17 protein-coding genes and 1 pseudogene are annotated in these 17,784 nt (G+C 38.8%); 11 read left to right on the top strand and 7 right to left on the bottom strand.

What is annotated here, in order from left to right; translation table 11 throughout:
• Positions 1-206 precede the first annotated feature (206 nt).
• Positions 207-875 carry a class I SAM-dependent methyltransferase gene (locus B9T38_RS10770; protein WP_086196798.1) on the top strand — a complete coding sequence of 223 codons (669 nt, stop codon included), beginning with the start codon at positions 207-209 and terminating at the stop codon, positions 873-875.
• 33 nt (positions 876-908) lie between these two features.
• Here the strand turns inward: B9T38_RS10770 and B9T38_RS10765 are convergent, their stop codons facing one another.
• Positions 909-1,337 carry a hypothetical protein gene (locus B9T38_RS10765; protein WP_086196797.1) on the bottom strand — a complete coding sequence of 143 codons (429 nt, stop codon included), beginning with the start codon at positions 1,335-1,337 and terminating at the stop codon, positions 909-911.
• Positions 1,338-1,614: 277 nt separating this feature from the next.
• Between B9T38_RS10765 and glpD the strand changes: the two genes are divergently transcribed.
• The gene (gene glpD, locus B9T38_RS10760; RefSeq protein WP_086196796.1) at positions 1,615-3,135 is read left to right on the top strand and encodes a glycerol-3-phosphate dehydrogenase; all 1,521 of its coding nucleotides are present in this window, start codon (positions 1,615-1,617) and stop codon (positions 3,133-3,135) included.
• A 94-nt stretch (positions 3,136-3,229) separates the two neighbouring features.
• Here glpD and B9T38_RS10755 read toward each other — a convergent pair whose 3' ends face one another.
• Together B9T38_RS10755 and B9T38_RS10750 are read right to left on the bottom strand one after the other, a co-directional pair.
• Positions 3,230-3,595: a hypothetical protein gene (locus tag B9T38_RS10755; RefSeq protein ID WP_086196795.1), complete on the bottom strand. Its 366-nt coding sequence runs from the start codon at positions 3,593-3,595 to the stop codon at positions 3,230-3,232.
• Positions 3,596-3,695: 100 nt separating this feature from the next.
• Positions 3,696-5,525, bottom strand: coding sequence for a phosphoenolpyruvate carboxykinase (GTP) (locus B9T38_RS10750; protein ID WP_086196794.1), 1,830 nt, complete (start codon positions 5,523-5,525; stop codon positions 3,696-3,698).
• A 417-nt stretch (positions 5,526-5,942) separates the two neighbouring features.
• Between B9T38_RS10750 and B9T38_RS10745 the strand changes: the two genes are divergently transcribed.
• From B9T38_RS10745 to groL, 4 genes are all read left to right on the top strand, one after another.
• Entirely contained in the window at positions 5,943-6,881 is a 939-nt protein-coding gene (locus tag B9T38_RS10745; RefSeq protein WP_086196793.1) for a diacylglycerol/lipid kinase family protein, read from the top strand.
• On the top strand, positions 6,862-7,635 hold the full coding sequence (locus B9T38_RS10740; protein WP_086196792.1) for a metallophosphoesterase family protein: 774 nt from the start codon (positions 6,862-6,864) through the stop codon (positions 7,633-7,635). Before B9T38_RS10745 ends, B9T38_RS10740 begins: the two co-directional genes overlap by 20 nt.
• A 182-nt stretch (positions 7,636-7,817) precedes the next feature.
• Entirely contained in the window at positions 7,818-8,108 is a 291-nt protein-coding gene (locus tag B9T38_RS10735; protein WP_016167026.1) for a co-chaperone GroES, read from the top strand.
• A gap of 70 nt (positions 8,109-8,178) precedes the next feature.
• Complete coding sequence (gene groL / locus B9T38_RS10730; protein WP_086196791.1) at positions 8,179-9,813, top strand: chaperonin GroEL; 1,635 nt, start codon at positions 8,179-8,181, stop codon at positions 9,811-9,813.
• Positions 9,814-9,942: 129 nt separating this feature from the next.
• Here the strand turns inward: groL and B9T38_RS10725 are convergent, their stop codons facing one another.
• Positions 9,943-10,155, bottom strand: a complete 213-nt coding sequence (locus tag B9T38_RS10725; protein WP_086196790.1) for a hypothetical protein — start codon at positions 10,153-10,155, stop codon at positions 9,943-9,945.
• A gap of 363 nt (positions 10,156-10,518) precedes the next feature.
• Between B9T38_RS10725 and B9T38_RS10720 the strand changes: the two genes are divergently transcribed.
• The 3 genes from B9T38_RS10720 (at position 10,519) to B9T38_RS10710 (ending at position 13,034) form a co-directional block, all read left to right on the top strand.
• A complete protein-coding gene (locus tag B9T38_RS10720) occupies positions 10,519-10,863 on the top strand; it encodes a helix-turn-helix transcriptional regulator (protein ID WP_086196789.1) in 345 nt (114 codons plus the stop codon).
• A gap of 325 nt (positions 10,864-11,188) precedes the next feature.
• A complete protein-coding gene (locus B9T38_RS10715) occupies positions 11,189-12,361 on the top strand; it encodes a hypothetical protein (RefSeq protein ID WP_171263227.1) in 1,173 nt (390 codons plus the stop codon).
• A gap of 361 nt (positions 12,362-12,722) precedes the next feature.
• Complete coding sequence (locus B9T38_RS10710; RefSeq protein ID WP_086196787.1) at positions 12,723-13,034, top strand: hypothetical protein; 312 nt, start codon at positions 12,723-12,725, stop codon at positions 13,032-13,034.
• Between the two features lie 135 nt (positions 13,035-13,169).
• Here the strand turns inward: B9T38_RS10710 and B9T38_RS10705 are convergent, their stop codons facing one another.
• A complete protein-coding gene (locus tag B9T38_RS10705) occupies positions 13,170-13,565 on the bottom strand; it encodes a MobC family plasmid mobilization relaxosome protein (protein ID WP_251992228.1) in 396 nt (131 codons plus the stop codon).
• Here B9T38_RS10705 and B9T38_RS10700 point away from each other — a divergent pair.
• Entirely contained in the window at positions 13,541-14,491 is a 951-nt protein-coding gene (locus B9T38_RS10700) for a hypothetical protein (protein ID WP_171263223.1), read from the top strand. The genes B9T38_RS10705 and B9T38_RS10700 overlap by 25 nt on opposite strands.
• Complete coding sequence (locus tag B9T38_RS16780; RefSeq protein ID WP_171263226.1) at positions 14,466-15,437, top strand: hypothetical protein; 972 nt, start codon at positions 14,466-14,468, stop codon at positions 15,435-15,437. The genes B9T38_RS10700 and B9T38_RS16780 overlap by 26 nt, the downstream gene beginning before the upstream one ends.
• A gap of 782 nt (positions 15,438-16,219) precedes the next feature.
• Here the strand turns inward: B9T38_RS16780 and B9T38_RS16875 are convergent.
• Positions 16,220-16,603, bottom strand: coding sequence for a hypothetical protein (locus tag B9T38_RS16875; RefSeq protein ID WP_180042314.1), 384 nt, complete (start codon positions 16,601-16,603; stop codon positions 16,220-16,222).
• 519 nt (positions 16,604-17,122) lie between these two features.
• Positions 17,123-17,770: pseudogene (locus B9T38_RS10680) on the bottom strand (transposase).
• Positions 17,771-17,784 lie beyond the last annotated feature (14 nt).

Genomic DNA, 17,784 nt, shown 5'->3' with positions numbered 1-17,784 from the left:
AAGAAGCTCGTATGTTACTTTTGTTTCGGCAAAAGTAACCAAAACCATTTGTCACCCGCAGAACTCGGCATTTTGTGTCATTTAATCTGAAATGTCGCAGAAACAATTTTAAATAAATTTAGGTTTGCCTCGAACAGCTGCGGATGACTTGGTCGCGTATCAAATCCCTTTATAAGTTCCAATAAGATCATCGCCAAGGCTTAAGCATGAGCTGTACTTTCCAATTTCCCCAAACGCCACAACATCTGCTGAATGCCTTGCATGAAGTGATTCCAAACTGTGAGTTGATGGCACAGCAATTGCCTGAAACACCCATTTCACTGTGGCTGATTCCACCGGTCTTTCCGACAGACAAACTCGATGACGAAGTGATTCGTCGGATCTGGAATGATACGCCATACTGGATATTCTGCTGGGCTTCAGGACTTGCGATGGCACAGTGGCTCTTAGCTGAACCACATCATGTGAAAGGCAAGGTGGTACTCGACTTTGGTGCGGGGTCGGGTGTGGTTGCAATTGCAGCGAAAATGGCAGGAGCGAAGCGGGTGATCTGTTGTGATATCGATCAAGTCAGTCTGGATGCCTGTCGTGCCAATGCAGCATTGAATAATGTAGAACTTGAATATCTGGATGATTTATATAAAGCACAACAGGTTGATGTACTACTGGCCGCAGATGTACTGTATGACCAATGCAATCGCTTCTTTTTAGATGAGTTTCTAAAGTTTGCCCCGGAAGTATGGGTGGCAGACAGTCGGGTGAAAAATTTTAGCCATCCTAAATATGAAAAACTGGATGAGCACAGTGCCACGACTTGGCCAGATCTGGACGAATCACCAGAGTTTCGTAATGTCAGTTTTTATAAGACGCTATAAATAGCGTCTTATTTCTGTCTAAATTATTAAGTTTTAAGAGCAGGTATAGCGAACCACACTTAAGGTGCTTGGACGCGCTTCTAACGACTGGCGAGTAGCCATATTTTCACTATTATATAAGTCTGGGGTGTTGCTAAGACTTATGCTGGTACGGCTCTGGCCCAGTTGACGACCATAGTGTGGAGTTTGTATTTCCGGATTGGCAATTTCATTAATACTCAGGATCGTTAATTTATATTGTTTATTTAAGCCTAATACTTTTTGGCAGGCACGCTGTAATTTCTGTTCATCTATTTTCTGGTTTTGACGAATAGCCAAAGTATAAGTCAATGTTGCGCTATTGGCAGACTGGCTTTCAATCTGATAGCCGACATTACCATTGTATTGGCGCGGAGTACTTTGACAGGCAGTCAGTGCAAGCGCAAGCAAACTTAAACCCAACAATTTATAGCTTTTGTTCATCTTCAAAAAATCCCGGTGTTATTATTCTATTCAGTATGCCATAAGCCCGATTTTTTAACGATCTTGAGGCAGTGTATATTCCATAAAAAAGCTTTCCAAATGTGACCATCTGGAAAGCTGATGCCCTCAGAATAAAAAAAATAAATACTTGATTCATTTTGTCTGCATTGAAGTGAATGACAATTATTAGGTGTCCTTTCACTTTAAATAGTGTTAGGTTTCTTGAGACAACAAGAAATTTAAGTTTACTGTCTGAACAGGATTAGAGGAGGTGGACATGCAAGTGAGTCATCCGGTCTATGATGTAGCGGTGATTGGTGGTGGTATTAATGGCGTGGGTATTGCCGTTGATGCTGCAGGACGGGGTTTGTCGGTTTTTTTATGTGAAAAGGATGACCTCGCCAGCCATACTTCCTCTGCCAGCAGTAAGTTGATTCATGGCGGTTTGCGTTATCTTGAATATAAAGAATTCCGTTTGGTACATGAAGCTTTGCTGGAGCGGGAAATCCTGCTAGCCAAAGCGCCGCATATCATTCGTCCCTTACGTTTTATCATGCCGCATCAGCCGCATTTACGTCCCGCTTGGCTGATATGGACCGGTTTATTTATTTATGATCACTTGGGCAAGCGGAAAAAATTAGCTGCTTCCCGGCATATTCATTTTGATCCGGCCAGCAGTCCTTTAAAAGATGAAATGACGCAGGGTTTTGAGTATTCGGATTGTACTGTGGATGATGCGCGCTTGGTGGTTTTAAATGCCATGCAGGCCCATGAGCTGGGCGCTAAAATTGCCACACAAACTCGTTGTACCGCTGCTTACCGTGAAAATGGCGTGTGGAATATCCATCTAGAACATGCACAGGGTAGTTATCAGCTACAGGCAAAAGCACTGGTTAACGCTACTGGGCCTTGGGTGTTCCAGTTTATTGAGCACAATTTAAAACAGCAATCACCACATGGTCTACGTCTTGTTCAGGGCAGTCATATTATCGTGCCTAGAATTTATGAGGGCGATAAAGCTTTCATTCTGCAAAATGATGATCAGCGTATTGTTTTCGCAATTCCTTATCTGGAGCAATATACCTTGATTGGTACCACTGATCATGAGTATCAGGGCAATCTTGATCAGGTCAAAATCACCGCACAGGAAGTGGATTATTTGCTGGATATTTATAATGATCATTTTAAGCATCAGCTGACGATTGAGGATATTTTATATACCTATTCAGGTGTGCGCTCTTTGTGTGATGACGAGTCGGATAATCCATCGGCTGTTACCCGAGATTACACTTTGGCAATATCGCATGCGCAGGAAAGTGATGCACCTTTACTCTCGGTATTTGGCGGCAAGCTCACCACTTATCGAAAACTGGCAGAAGCAGCAATGGTGCATTTGGCACCGAACTTTCCTGACATGCATAGTTCCTGGACTGAAAAAGCATTGTTACCGGGTGCGGAAAACCTGGTTTCAGTTGAGCTGTTAATACAGCAGCTTATGCAGGGCATTGATGATGTTTCTTTGCCATTGGCTTCGCGCTGGGCACATGCTTATGGTTCAAGGGTATGGGTATTTTTAAAGGATATTTCCAGTATCAATGAATTGGGTGAAAACTTTGGCCATGGACTGTTTGCTAGAGAGGTAGACTATCTGGTCGATCAGGAGTGGGCGAGAACCAGTGAGGATATTTTATGGCGCAGAAGCAAACTCGGTTTTCAATTTAGTAGCGATGAAATACAGCAACTGGATCAATATCTTTTAAAGTTACTGCTGACAAGATCAAGCGATACTGCAGCTTAAGCAGTTCAACAAGAAAAAAGACCGCCTGAGCGATCTTTTGGGTACAGCAAGTTTTAGTTGTGATCTTCATTCAAGTTTCAGCGGTGGGCTGTACTTAAATTTCAACGCCGCCGAGTTCTTTACAATTTACCGGCGTATTCCATTTCACGGCTGTACCCCAAACCACGGGGCGTACAAAACGCCAAGGCCAGAAACCGAATCTCTGGCTGGCATTGTAGTTAATGACCACGTTGCCACCGACTTGATGAGCACGTTCTGCAAAACGTGAATACAGTTCTTCTACGCTGCCATAAGTCCCTTTAGCCACTTTAATGCGCTTTTTGATCTGAAACTGGCTAGAGTCAGGTGTACCTTTGATTGCGCAAATGTGAAGAGCAGGCTGTTCAGGTGTCTCGGGTTTGGCTATTGCCAAAGTAGACATGCTAAGCAGACAGGCAGTCAGTGTGAGTGTTTTTAACATGAAGTTTCCCCTTTTATGGCTGTTGTTAAGTTATACAATCTTATTATTAAACAAATAGTTAAAAAAAAGGCCGCTTGTGCGGCCTTTTTTTATTTAGCGATTAAGCAGATTGAACTGCAGCTAAAAGTTCAGCTTGACGCTTTTTCAACGCTTCTGGTAAACGGTCACCCAGTTTGTTGAACAATTCAGAGTGGCTTTCAAATTCTTTGATCCACAAATCTTTATCTTGAGAAGTCACCATCTCGAACTGTTCTTTAGTGAAGTCAGAACCAGTCCAGTTCAGCTGTTCGTAAGTTGGAACGCGACCAATTGGTGTTTCAACAGCATCTGCACGACCTTCACAACGGTCAATGATCCACTCAAGAACACGCATGTTTTGACCGAAACCAGGCCATACGAAGTTGCCTTCAGCATCACGACGGAACCAGTTTACATTGTAGATGCCAGGAAGCTTGTTGCCAGCAGCTGCAGCTTTCGCACCGACTTTTTCACCCATTTCTAACCAGTGAGAGAAGTAGTCTGCCATGTTGTAACCGGTGAATGGAAGCATTGCAAATGGGTCGCGACGAACAACGCCTTGTTGACCAACAGCAGCAGCAGTGGTTTCAGAACCCATGGTTGCAGCTTTATACACGCCGTCAACCCAGTCGATTGCTTCTGAAACTAGCGGCACTGTATCTGCACGGCGACCACCGAAGATGAATGCAGAAATTGGAACACCTGCCGGATTTTCCCAGTCAGCATCAATTGAAGGGCATTGACCCGCAGCAACGGTAAAACGTGCATTTGGATGCGCAGCTTTTTCACCAGCAACGTGTGGTTGACCTTTCCAGTTAGTCAGGTTAGCAGGTACTTCTTTAGTCAGACCTTCCCACCATACTTCACCGTTGTCAGTCACGGCAACGTTAGTGTAAATCACGTCGTGGCTTAAAGTCGCCATACAGTTCGGGTTAGTTTTGGTATTGGTACCAGGTGCTACACCGAAGAAACCAGCTTCTGGGTTGATTGCATATAAGCGACCGTCTTCACCTGGTTTGATCCAGGCAATATCATCACCTACAGTTTCAATTTTCCAGCCTTCGTAACCTGCTGGTGGAATCAACATTGCAAAGTTGGTTTTACCACAAGCTGATGGGAATGCAGCAGCGATGTAGTGTTTTTCACCTTGTGGATTGGTTACGCCAAGGATCAGCATGTGTTCAGCTAACCAGCCTTGTTGACGGCCCATAGAGGATGCAATACGTAATGCCAGGCATTTTTTACCAAGCAGTGCGTTACCGCCGTAACCTGAACCATAAGACCAGATTTCACGAGTTTCTGGATAATGCACGATATATTTTTCTGGGTTGCAAGGCCAAGCTACGTCTTTTTGACCTTCTTCAAGCGGAGCGCCTACAGTGTGGACACATGGTACGAATTCGCCATCAGTACCAAGTACCTCGTAAACAGCTTTACCCATACGAGCCATTTTAGCCATGCTTACTGCTACGTAAGGAGAGTCGGTTATCTCAATACCGATGTGTGCAATATGAGAACCTAAAGGACCCATAGAGAAAGGAACCACGTACATGGTACGTCCTTTCATGCAACCATCAAACAAACCGTTCAGGCGAGCGCGCATTTCAGTAGGCGCTTCCCAGTTGTTTGTCGCACCTGCGTCTTCTTGTTTTTCTGAACAGATAAATGTGCGACCTTCAACACGAGCAACGTCAGAAGGATCTGAATTTGCCAAGTAAGAACCAGGGTGTTTTTCTGGGTTAAGTGCTTGCATAGTGCCGTTAGCGATCATCAAGTCAATAAGACGTTGATATTCTTCTGCGCTACCGTCACACCATTCAATTTTTGCCGGTTTGGTTAATTTAGCAATCTCTTCCACCCATGCAATAAGCTTAGGGTTACGAACGAATTCTGGTGCGTTCACTTGGGTCATGGTGAGGCCTATCTCAAATATGTACGATTCAAATGTACAAAGTACAATCCAGGCAATGGGATACATCGCCAGGATGAAAATATAAAAAAAAAGTGGCTGTATTAAAGCATAAAATCATAAAAAAAATAAGACTAAAGAAGTAGCTGAAATAGATTGGAATATTATATGTTTATTTTTTTAAATCATTAAAAACAATAAGTTAAAACATTGTTCGTTTATTAATTGATCCATTTACCAGTTTTATGAGTGTTATTTATTTAAACTATTTATTTAAAAAACAATGGTTTAATGTTGTTATTTTCTTGGTGATCGCTATTGATTTAATAAATGGTGGTAATTCGAATTTTACATAAAGATGCTTTCAATTGTCGATAATTTGGACGAAATTAGAGCAATTGCTTCAAAAAAGTAGTAAAAATGTCAGTTTCTGCCAAGCCTTTGTCCCTTATCTATAATGAAAAATCAGGATTTCATGCAGCCAATAAAGATGAAATCTATGAGCCGCTTATGACAAATTTAACGGCCTATGGTTATGAGATTCAGGCATTTGAAATTAGTGCTGAAACAGATTTTAGCAGTTTTATGGACAGAATCATCGCACGCCATCTACAGGCAGAAGAAATTGGTATTGTGGTTGCTGCGGGTGGGGATGGTACACTTAATACGGTGGCTACCAAATTGATAGGCACCGAGATTCCTATGGGTATTTTTCCGTTGGGAACCTTCAATTATGTTGCCCGCTTGTTGCATATTCCACTTGATCTGCTCAAAGCGGCCGATGTTATCGCGACAGGGCAAATCCGTGCAGTCCATGTGGCACAAATTAATGATCATATCTATTTAAACAATGCCAGCTTGGGGCTTTATCCCTTATTCATACAAAGGCGTGAACTCTATAACCGGCGTTTTGGCCGTTTTGCTTTACATGCCTATACTTCAGCGCTAGATGTGCTAATTCGTGATCGCAAAGAGCTGAAACTGGAAGTGGAAATTGACGGTAAAAAATATCCCGTCAAAACTCCGCTGATTTTTTTTGGTAATAATCAGTTACAACTTGCAGAGATGAATTTACGCATTGCCAAATGTGCTGAATTGGGAAAGGTTGTGGGTGTGGTGGTGGCGAAAAGCGATAAACCCACCTTATTTAAAATTTTATGGCAACTGATTCGAGGCAATCTTGATCATGCACCAGATGTGTATAGCTTTTCTGCCGACAAGGTGCAAATACATTCCAAAGCCAAAAAACTGACTCTTGCACTGGATGGTGAGATTGTGGAAATGCAGCCCCCGCTGCATATTTCCGTACGCAAGCATGCATTGAAAATAATGGTTCCTTATGATTCTACATCTATCTGATTTGCATTTTGGTACGGAAAGGCCGGCCTGTATGGCTGCAATCCGTCTATTTTGTCAGCAATATCCTTTGGAGGGTATGGTTGTAAGCGGGGATCTAACCCAGCGCGCCCATTATAAGCAGTTTTATGATTGCAAACAGTTTGTGGAAAGTTTAAATCTACCCTATCTGGTGGTACCCGGTAATCATGATATTCCCTTGTACCATGTTTGGAACCGGATATTCAGTCCCTTTACCCGCTATAAAATTTTCTTTGGTCATATGGAAACTGTGCTGGAAACCAAGAATTTTTATCTGATTGGCGTCAACAGTATTCGGCGGCGTTATCATACTCGGGGCCATATTTCCCTGGAGCAAATTCAGCAAATTGATCAAAGGCTGATGATGGCTCCCAAGCGTAAAATCAAACTTATTGTGGCGCACCAGCCATTTTATACACCGCCGGATAATCCGCATGGCATCAAGGATTGTCCAATGCTGGGGCGTATGGCTTTGGAATCGTGGAGTCAAAGTGGTTTAAATGGTCTATTGCATGGTCATCTGCATCAATCAGCGGTGTATGATCTGAACCAGATTTACCATTTAGGGGCAGACCATCCGGTGTTGGATATTCATGCGGGAACTGCAACGTCTTACCGTTTGCATCGGGGCTTACCCAACAGTCTGAATCTGATTTATCCAAATGCTGATGTAGAGCATTATTATTTTAACAATCAGCAAAAAGAATTTGTGTTAAGAGAAGAAAGTGCTGATTAAATGCAGAAATATCGGACTTGAATAAAAAAAATACAAAAAACAGCAAATTTTTTTTGTTTGCCCCTTGAAGCGTTTTTTTCCATCCCCACAAAAGTGTCATCGAAATTATTTGATGATGACCGATGGAATAACAAAGTCATCATTACTTCACTAATAAAAGACTTAGTCTGATGGAGTTTCCAATGAGCAACATTCGTCCATTACATGATCGCGTAGTTATTCGTCGTGTTGAAGAAGAAACTAAAACTGCTGGCGGTATTTTGCTTCCAGGTTCTGCTGCTGAAAAACCGGCTCAAGGTGAAATCATTGCAGTAGGCAATGGCCAGATTACTGACAACGGTGTGCGTGCTTTAGATGTAAAAGTTGGCGACAAAGTATTATTCGGCACTTATGCAGGTACAACGGTAAAAGTACAAGGCGAAGAACTTCTTATTATGAAAGAGTCTGACATTTTAGCGGTGCTTGAAGGTTAATCCTGAGCCGGAAAATTCAGACCTGATTATTGATTCAGCTTATTGAAAATTAAAATATTTGGAGTAAACCATGTCAGCTAAAGACGTAAAATTTGGTGATTCAGCTCGCGCTAAAATGATTGCAGGTGTAAACGTACTTGCAGATGCGGTAAAAGTGACTTTAGGTCCTAAAGGTCGTAACGTTGTGATCGACCGTTCTTTTGGTGCACCACACATCACTAAAGATGGTGTAACTGTAGCGAAAGAAATTTCACTTGCAGACAAATTTGAGAACATGGGTGCTCAACTGGTTCGTGAAGTTTCTTCAAAAACCAATGACATCGCAGGTGACGGTACAACAACTGCAACCGTATTGGCTCAAGCAATCTTGAACGAAGGGATCAAGTCGGTGACTGCGGGTATGAACCCAATGGACTTGAAACGTGGTATCGACCTTGCAGTGAAAGCTGTAGTGGAAAACATCAAATCCACTGCTAAACCAGCGTCTGACACGAAAGCAATTGAACAAGTGGGTTCGATCTCTGCAAACTCTGACGAAACTGTGGGTAAATTGATTGCTCAAGCAATGGAACGCGTTGGTAAAGAAGGCGTGATCACTGTTGAAGAAGGTTCAGGTTTTGAAGATGCGTTAGACGTAGTTGAAGGTATGCAGTTTGACCGCGGTTATATCTCTCCATACTTCGCTAACAAACAAGACACTTTAACTGCAGAACTTGAAAATCCGTTCATCTTGCTTGTTGATAAAAAAATCAGCAATATCCGTGAATTGATTACAGTACTTGAAGCTGTTGCAAAAACTGGTAAACCTCTTCTTATTATTGCTGAAGATGTTGAAGGCGAAGCGTTGGCTACGCTTGTCGTAAACAACATGCGCGGCATCATTAAGGTATGTGCAGTGAAAGCACCTGGTTTTGGTGACCGTCGTAAAGCAATGCTGCAAGATATCGCAATCTTGACTGGTGCTACTGTCATTTCTGAAGAAGTGGGTATGACTTTAGAACAGGCTACGCTTCAAGACTTAGGTACTGCACATAAAGTAACAGTATCTAAAGAAAACACTGTGATTGTTGATGGTGCCGGTGATGCTAACCAAATCGCTGAACGCGTTCAACAAATCCGTGCACAAATTGAAGAATCGACTTCTGAATACGACAAAGAAAAACTTCAGGAACGTGTTGCTAAATTGGCTGGCGGTGTTGCAGTGATTAAAATTGGTGCAGCAACTGAAGTTGAAATGAAAGAGAAAAAAGACCGTGTTGACGATGCGCTTCATGCAACACGTGCTGCAGTTGAAGAAGGTGTGGTTGCAGGTGGTGGTGTTGCACTGGTACGTGCAGCTTCTGCGCTTAACGGTGTAACTGGTGCCAATGATGACCAAAATGTTGGTATTAACATTTTACGTCGCGCTATTGAAGCTCCGCTTCGTCAAATCGTAGCGAATGCGGGTGATGAGCCATCTGTAGTCATCAATGCTGTGAAAAATGGCGAAGGTAACTTCGGTTATAATGCTGCTACTGGTGAATATGGCGATATGCTTGAAATGGGTATTCTTGACCCTGCAAAAGTAACACGTTCTGCACTTGAGCATGCTGCTTCTGTTGCTGCTTTAATGTTAACGACTGAATGCATGATTACAGATATTCCTGAAGATAAACCTGCTATGCCTGATATGGGTGGAATGGGTGGAATGGGCGGTATGATGTAATCTGCCTGTACTGTGTGTAATGCTTTGTAATTTATGGATTTATTGATGATATTTTTATAAGTTACTCACAAAATATTTTGTTGTAAAAAAAGGTCGCTATTTTTAGCGACCTTTTTTATTTGATTGCTTTTAAAGGGAATCAATATACATTTCCTTGCTTGTGATGCATACAAGTATATAACTATTCAGCCAAAAATTTTTACGACCATCCTTGATAGGTGCTTGTATACGCCCATCTTTAATACGTTGATAGAGTTCTTTCTCACTGATATTCATACGCAAAGCAAATTCTGCTGTAAAAACTCGTCTTTCAGTATTGGTGAGATCTAGTGTAATTCCCATATCATTCTCCCCCAAGCTTATTGAACAACAACAGAAAACAAATGATATTTGAGAGATAGATTAAAGTAATCTAGAAAAAATAAAGATAAATCAATAATTTAAAATCCTATATGTTGATTTTTAAGGTTTTTAATTCACATAATTTCTTTATGAGTTCATCATTTGAAATATGTCACTTAGATAAAAATAGCAGGGTTAAGTTTTGAAAAATGGTATTTGTGCAAAACTTCAAAAAAATGGTTAACTTCTAAATTTAGTGTGAAGTTTAAATTTCTTGTAGCGATTGGTTATCAAAGTTCTTTTACCTTAAATTGAACTTTGATTGGTATTTCGGCGATCTAAGTGCCATATAGGTAACTTTACATGACACAGCATAATTCTAAGACAGCGCATGCCCTTGCTATTGAGTTAGGGCAAAGGTTACAAAGAGCTAGACTCAACTTAAACCTGACACAATTGGAGGTGGCTCAACACACAGGAGTCTCTAGAAAAGTTGTGATGAATGCAGAAGCGGGACAGGTCACATTAGAAAACTTGATCGCGATTTTGATGACATTAGACCTAGTTGATCATTTAGATTTGTTTTTACCAGAACAGCTAATTTCACCAATTCAGCTATGGAAATTACGAGGCAAGATTCGACAAAGAGCAAGCCGTAAAAGTAAGGAGACTTTACAAAGAAAAAGGGTGGAGGACTTAGGTTGGTAGTTTGAGGAATGGTTTTTTATAGAAGATTTAATTTTGGTAATATGAAGAATATTCTGAAGATATAGAAAAATATCAATTTTTATTTAGATGATTGTAAATTTTAAAAAAAATGTTAAATTAGTTATTAAGGTCGCCTACCGTACTTACGCATGAGTAGAAAAGGGATTTAAAGCTATAGGTTTGATTTATAAACCACATCTAAATTTTAATTTTCTTAAGTATCAACTCGTTTGGTTCTTAGCATTTAAACATGCGTTGCTATAAGTCATATGACACCAAAAATTCTTTGAATTAAAAGAGTTTAGAGTTGGCAACAGAGAAAATTATGTCTATTCAAGATTTTGCATTTAAATTATCAAAAGAAATCCAGGAACAACATTCTGTAAAGATTAGTCGTTCACATATTTATGAATTAATAGCTTTAGACCAAGGCTATAAAACGTATAACGCATTTATAACTCAAAATTTGATAATCAAAGTCGAATATGATGATTCTGAAGAATATTATCAGCATGAGCTCCTTAATGCCTTATCCTTAGAAATATTTAAAAACCCACCTGAATCAGACTATTCAAACTATGATGAAGATGACCTACATTGGGATGACTATGAGGGTCGTCACTTCCTAGGTCAGATTAAAAACCTTATTACTCGATTACAAAGTCTATCGAAGTTAGATATGTCAGAAGATGTTTGCTTTTCGATTGCAAAAACTGTTTATCAAGAGCTTTTGTATTTAAACGTAGAAGTAATAAATTTCAAAGTTGTGAGAGAAAGTTTGAGTCATGTTTGCTTTGATAATGGACGACTAGACACATGTGAACTTAGCTATGAATTGGACTATGGATATTTTGAAGGTGAGGATTTTGAGTTCACAACGATAGGAGAGCATTTTGAGACTATCTTGTCTTATGCAAAAGATCGTAAGAATCTAGATGCCTATGCTTTAATTGCTGGATATTATCGTTACTTAGCAAATCAAATTGCACCTTATGGTCGAAATGGTTCAAATTTTGGTAGTCGTTGGGACAACACTAAACAAAAATATATTCAATCTGAGGAAACGAAAAACAATAAAGAGAAGTATGAGGAATATATACAGCAAGCAGAATCCTTTGAAGCCTATATAAAAGATTACCCTTTGAATCTTGAAGAAGTAAATTTTGATGCAAGTGAGGATGATATCTATAAGCAGATGTTGTATCTATGCAATCAAGGTGATCTTAAGGCAATTGAATACTTCCTTTACCAGAGATTATTTAAGAACACTGGTGAAGCGTGGTTATATATTTATCTAGCTCAGTTGTGTGGAGTAGATTTCACACAAGATGATTTAAGAGCTTACAATGCCTATACAGGCGAAGAATATGATGACTATGGGCCTATGGAGATCGCAGGTCGTGAGGCAATTCAACATGTTATTGACTTACCTGATTTATCAGACGCTCAAGACGAGTTAGCGAGAAGAATTGCGAATGAACTATTGGAGAAAATTTAGACTTTAAATCAATTCATTCAAATCACTCTTCATATTTATTACGTTGCAATACTTTTAATACATAAAAAATCCCATTTTTTAAATGGGATTTTTTATCAAGTTACTTACAGCATTTAAATCACACCAAAAATTAAAATTATTAGCGAAAATTTCAAAAAACTTAACGGATTCAATCTTCATATTCTCATTTTTAGTAGCCTTTTGACGAGTTAGGTGAATGCCTAATTGGATAGTGGCCTCATTAAGCAAGCCTACCTGTAGCTACAAAAATAACTGCTACGCACTTATTTTTCGTACGCAACAGGGCTTGTTAGGGAGGCCCCTAAGACCCCAGAACCCACTTCACATAAATGGTGACGTTATGGCGAATGGCAAACGAACAGTTGTCAAAAGATTAAGGTTTACAGATGCCCAAGTGCAGGAATTAGAGCAATTATTAGCAGCCGAAAATATGATTTTTACTGATTTTATTCGTTTTTTAATTGCTAGAGAGTTTCTTGCTAAAAAGAATACTGACTTGGCGGAAGAGAACGCAAACCTGCGAATGCATGCTGCTCAAAGGCATCTAATACATCAGATATATCCTTATCAGATAATTTATCCTGTTCAGCCCATGCAATTACAACAGACGTATACTTGTACTTGTGTAGTGAGCTTTGAGCTAAAGCTGTAAAGGTGCTCGGGTCACCTCGTAAAACTTGTATACTTGCTCTAGGACGATTTAAATGGTCTTTATCATCAATTACATAACTAGCAGCACGTGCTGGATCTCCGGCACCATTCTCAAGGAACTTGATATACATTATGACTAGTCCCTTCCTGTTGTTGCACGTGCTATAGCTCGTTGCTTGGCTCTTTCAACCGCCTCATCAGATCTAAAGATTGGTGGTAATGGATGAAGATGTTGATGGAGTTCTTGTTGTATCTCACTCAGTACTTTTAGACACATGCCAAAAGAGAATCTATCCTTATCAGCTTGTTTACCTAAACATAAATGATTGAGTGATCTTGCAATTTGATTGATGTTATTACCAATCCTGCCAAGCTCCCTTAACAGCTCAGGATCTACCTTAGGCGCTGTAGGCTGTATAAATTTCGCTTTACGCCGATATCTTTTCTTAACATCTTTATTTTCAATTCCTTCTTTTAGCACCACACCAATATCACATGACGGCTGTCGTGCATGTTGAAGATAATGGCGCAAAACACGTCCATATTCTCGTGCCACGTATCGAGCTCACTTCAGGTAAATCCTTAAACATCGCTCCACCTGGTCATCGCTACTATTTCGATCCACTTAGGGATTATTTTAACTATCGAAATAACTGGGCTCGTCCAGATGACCCTACACGAAGTCAGGATTCAAAGCTTCCTGATCATATCTATTTACAAAATGCAGCAGCACTCCGAGCAGATTTAAAAGAGCAACCTAAAGAACACCGTATCCAACTGATCGATAAATTTGTTCATCACCGCATAGTGAATGGCGTTATCACAGATCGAGCTTCACTTATTCAATCTTTACGTGAGATTGGGACAATCAAGCGAGAGGGTAAGAACTATATATCCCTAGAAACAGAAGAAGGCACAGACCGTTTAAAGGCAGACTTTTACCATGAAAATTTTTCGATCAGAACTTATCTCCAAGATAGAGATAGAGCAGCAAGCTCTCAAAGAACATTACAACAAGTCTCAGAAGATTTGGAACAAGATCGAGACAAAGCAAACCAATGTTTTGAGCAAATTGGACGTGTTAGAGCAAAACGTGAGCAATACAACAGCCAACATTACCCAGATCGTAATGCAGTACGAGCATCTGATGAATCAGCAATTCAACAGTTTGATAGAAGCCAAGAAAACAGTTTATGCACAAGAAGCGAATATCAAACAACTGAATTCTCAGCTCAGCGAAATGAATACAATCAACTCACAGAACGAAGAAACAATAGAAATTCAACAGAAGGAGAAGCAAGAACTCGAGAGTTTAATCAACAAACACCAGAAGTTAATCAACAAGATCGAAGCCAATCATCTGGAGCAGAACAGGACTTGGGAGGAAAAGGTCAAGCATATTCAAAGTGGCAACAGTCATATCGTAGAACAAATGAAATTATCAAGGACATTCATTGACTCTCATCGTTTTACTTTTACTCATTATCCTGTGGAGATAAATCATGCTCATGACCGAACTAGGACAATTGAGTCAAGAGTACGTCAATCAATTACAAGCACAGATAGAGCAGTTGAAAAATCAACAAAAGCTGAATTTGAGTATCGAAGACAGCTTGAAGAAGACTGTAGAAATACAGAAGCATTATCAGAGCGTATTGGAAGAGAAAATCTTATTATTAGAAACAGAATTGGAGCACAAGACCGTAACGATCAACACTTACGAGCAGGAGCTCAAAAAGGAATTACCAGTACCAGATCTGACAATTTTTTTAAGAGACTTGGAGCCAACATTATTCAAACTCTTAAAGGATTATTTGAATCATCTAGAGCTGATAAAGTCTATCGATCAGCAAGTCGCAATATGTTTGGAACCCCATCTACAGAATCTCCAAGTTTTGAACTCAGTCGATTGGTCAGATTTGCAAAACAGCGAAGTACCAGACGTAGCGTCATTAGCAGTAATATTGAAGGATTTGGACGGTATGAGAATGACATTAAAAGAATTGATGCAAACTTACAAAATACGTGTCATCTGATAAAACGTTACAAATTCTCTGAGCATAGCTTGGATCACTATCTTCGATTGATATATGAGAATAATGAAAGAACACATCTTTCTGAATCAATCGAAATGGCATCTCAGGCAGATAGAGATATGAGAAAGCTCATTAAGGAAATACAAAGAGACCCTTATGGTGCATATGCAAAAAGGGGATTAAATATTGATTACTCTAGAGCAATTAAGAAATGCGTGAAAGATATGGTTGATCAGATTCAGTATATACAACCGGAAGATTACCAAAATATCGATGGTTTTATAAATACTGTTAAGTGCTATTTTCAATGCATAAACCAGAATGATCTGCGACACGATATAGCTTATCTTTTGGTTTCAATTGTTTGATTTTAAGATCATTAAGCATTTTTAGTGAGTAACACATTTTTAGAATTTCGTTACTCACAAGGTTACTCACAGAATTTGGTAATGTCACGTGTACTAAGGTGATGCCCGGTAATGATGAAATTTTTTCAAAAACAATTGCTTATATATCATAGTAATACAAGGTTACACGTAACGACGGAGTTGTGAAGCATGATGTAATTCATCTGGCTGATTCATTACTCAGCTTTCCAATACATGTTAAAAACATCCTTCAGGTTTAGGCTTGAAGGATGTTTTTTTATTGGTATATTTATTTATAAGTGTTATAAATTTTAACAATTTCAGTAAAAAATCTTCGACTTTTGTATCCTGTCTGTTAATTTATTTTGTGATAGGATAAATGAAGATAAGATAAATTTCACATCAGGTACGTATGATTTTTCTGTTGATATTTTAAACAGAATTAAGTGTATAGAATGGGATCTGAACATAATAAGTATTCTGAATATCTGTGATCTTTATCATAATATGATGTATAAATGTTGTTAAATAGTGATATTATTGTGACCGTGTAATCAGTTTATAATAGTTAATAATTTCTCCAAAATATAGTTGACATTTAGCATGAATGATTTGAATACAAGAGCTAAAGAGCATAAGAGGGTGGTTCTGAAATCGGAGCTGATAATGATTAGCGCTGAAGAGTTGAAGGGCTTATATCGAAAGTTGAGGGACTATGAAGATCAGATACAAAGTTACCAACAAGAAAAGCGATTTTTTCTGAAAATGCTGTCCAATCAATCCTAATTAGTTTGGCTAAACTCATCAATTAAGTTTTGAATAATTTCTTTGTGTGCACTCTTTAGGGCTTTGAATTTTAAAAAATAGTTTAATTCAACACTTTGTGATTCTGTTAGTGTAGATGTTTCATCTGCTAGTTTTTGATCACCAAATCTTAACCATTGTTTAGAAACATTTAACCATAATGCTAATAGCGACAATTTGTCCTGACCAGGAATAGCCTTGCCAAGCAGCCAGTTATTCGCTGATTGTACGGAAATTGGTTGACCATCATAACGACAGTTAAATTCTTTCGACAAGTAAGTTGGACTAATCGGATGTTTGGCTTCTGATAAAGCCTGAGTTAGGCGTTCAGCAAAAAGTTTTTTTTCCTGTTGATTACTCATGATCTAAAATAAACCTCAAAGATGCAATTATTATACACTTTTTATATTGCGAATAGGTTGTGCTATTGTAATACTTTTACTCCATAAAGGTAAATTAATTTCAATATCTAAAAAAGTCTTTGATAGTTTAATTTGTATCCAAAAGTTTCCATTTGATATTTTAAGGTCAGCTTGATTTTAAAAAAATAGCTGTAATCAGCTAAATAAACCCCTCATCTCTTTTAACAGTATTTGAAACGGTTTTTTTGCATTCTGATGAGTAAATGTAAATTGACATTTTTATGTGTAGTATTAAAAAAATTTTGATTAGCACAATTATAATTTTCAGTGCTCTTTTTAGGGTGGTGCTACAGTTTTCCATCTAATTTATGTGATTTTGATCCTTGGTGAAATGATTTGAATGCTGGATTCAATGATGGCGAAAGTTTGTATCTTTCAGAGCTTAATAATATCAATCAATCTGTACATACAGTAGATTTCTAATCGTTTTCTTGATTTTTTATTTGGGGTGTTGATATTTCATAATGGTAGCCAAATAAATATACAAACTAAGGCAACAGGACTTTCATAGTTTCTCTTTAGCTTGTCATGACCTGTCGTACTGTTTCTAAATAGCTGAAGCATATTCTTAATTAAGTCTCTAATTTTATATAAGTACCAATCCTTGTAATCATTATGCGATTGGGTTTTGAATTTTGTAAGATATTTGCTTTAGTCATTGTTTTTTGTATTTTTTTCTCTAAATTAAGTTCGCATCATATCCTTTATTTGTGCAAAGCACATTAGTATCTTTTAGATCTATGGGATTAACCAAGGCTGTTGCTACTTTCACATTATGGCTTGTACCGTCATGAATTAGAAATTGAATAGGGTTCCCATTTGAATCTACTGTTAAATGAGTTTTAGAGCTGTTACCACTCATGCTTTTTTGAAATAGCTTGGGTTTGATGCTTGTAGCATGCTGATGAGCACGCACATAGGTTGCATGAATAAATCCCCATTCCAGATCAGCATCAAAAGAAATTAAGTTAAATACTTTTAATAACTTATTATCTTTTGATCACTGTGCTTTGTTTGAGATAGATATCAGAATTTGGGGTGAGGAGTATTGCTCAGTAAGGCTTTCAGCTTAGACCGGTGTTGATCTGTCAGCATTGTGCGAGGCATAGCGAGAAGTGAAT

The organism is Acinetobacter sp. ANC 4218 (genome assembly GCF_002135245.1).
GTDB lineage: Bacteria > Pseudomonadota > Gammaproteobacteria > Pseudomonadales > Moraxellaceae > Acinetobacter.
Note: the sequence above shows the minus strand (reverse complement) of the source record. Positions and strands in the feature narration are given on the sequence as shown.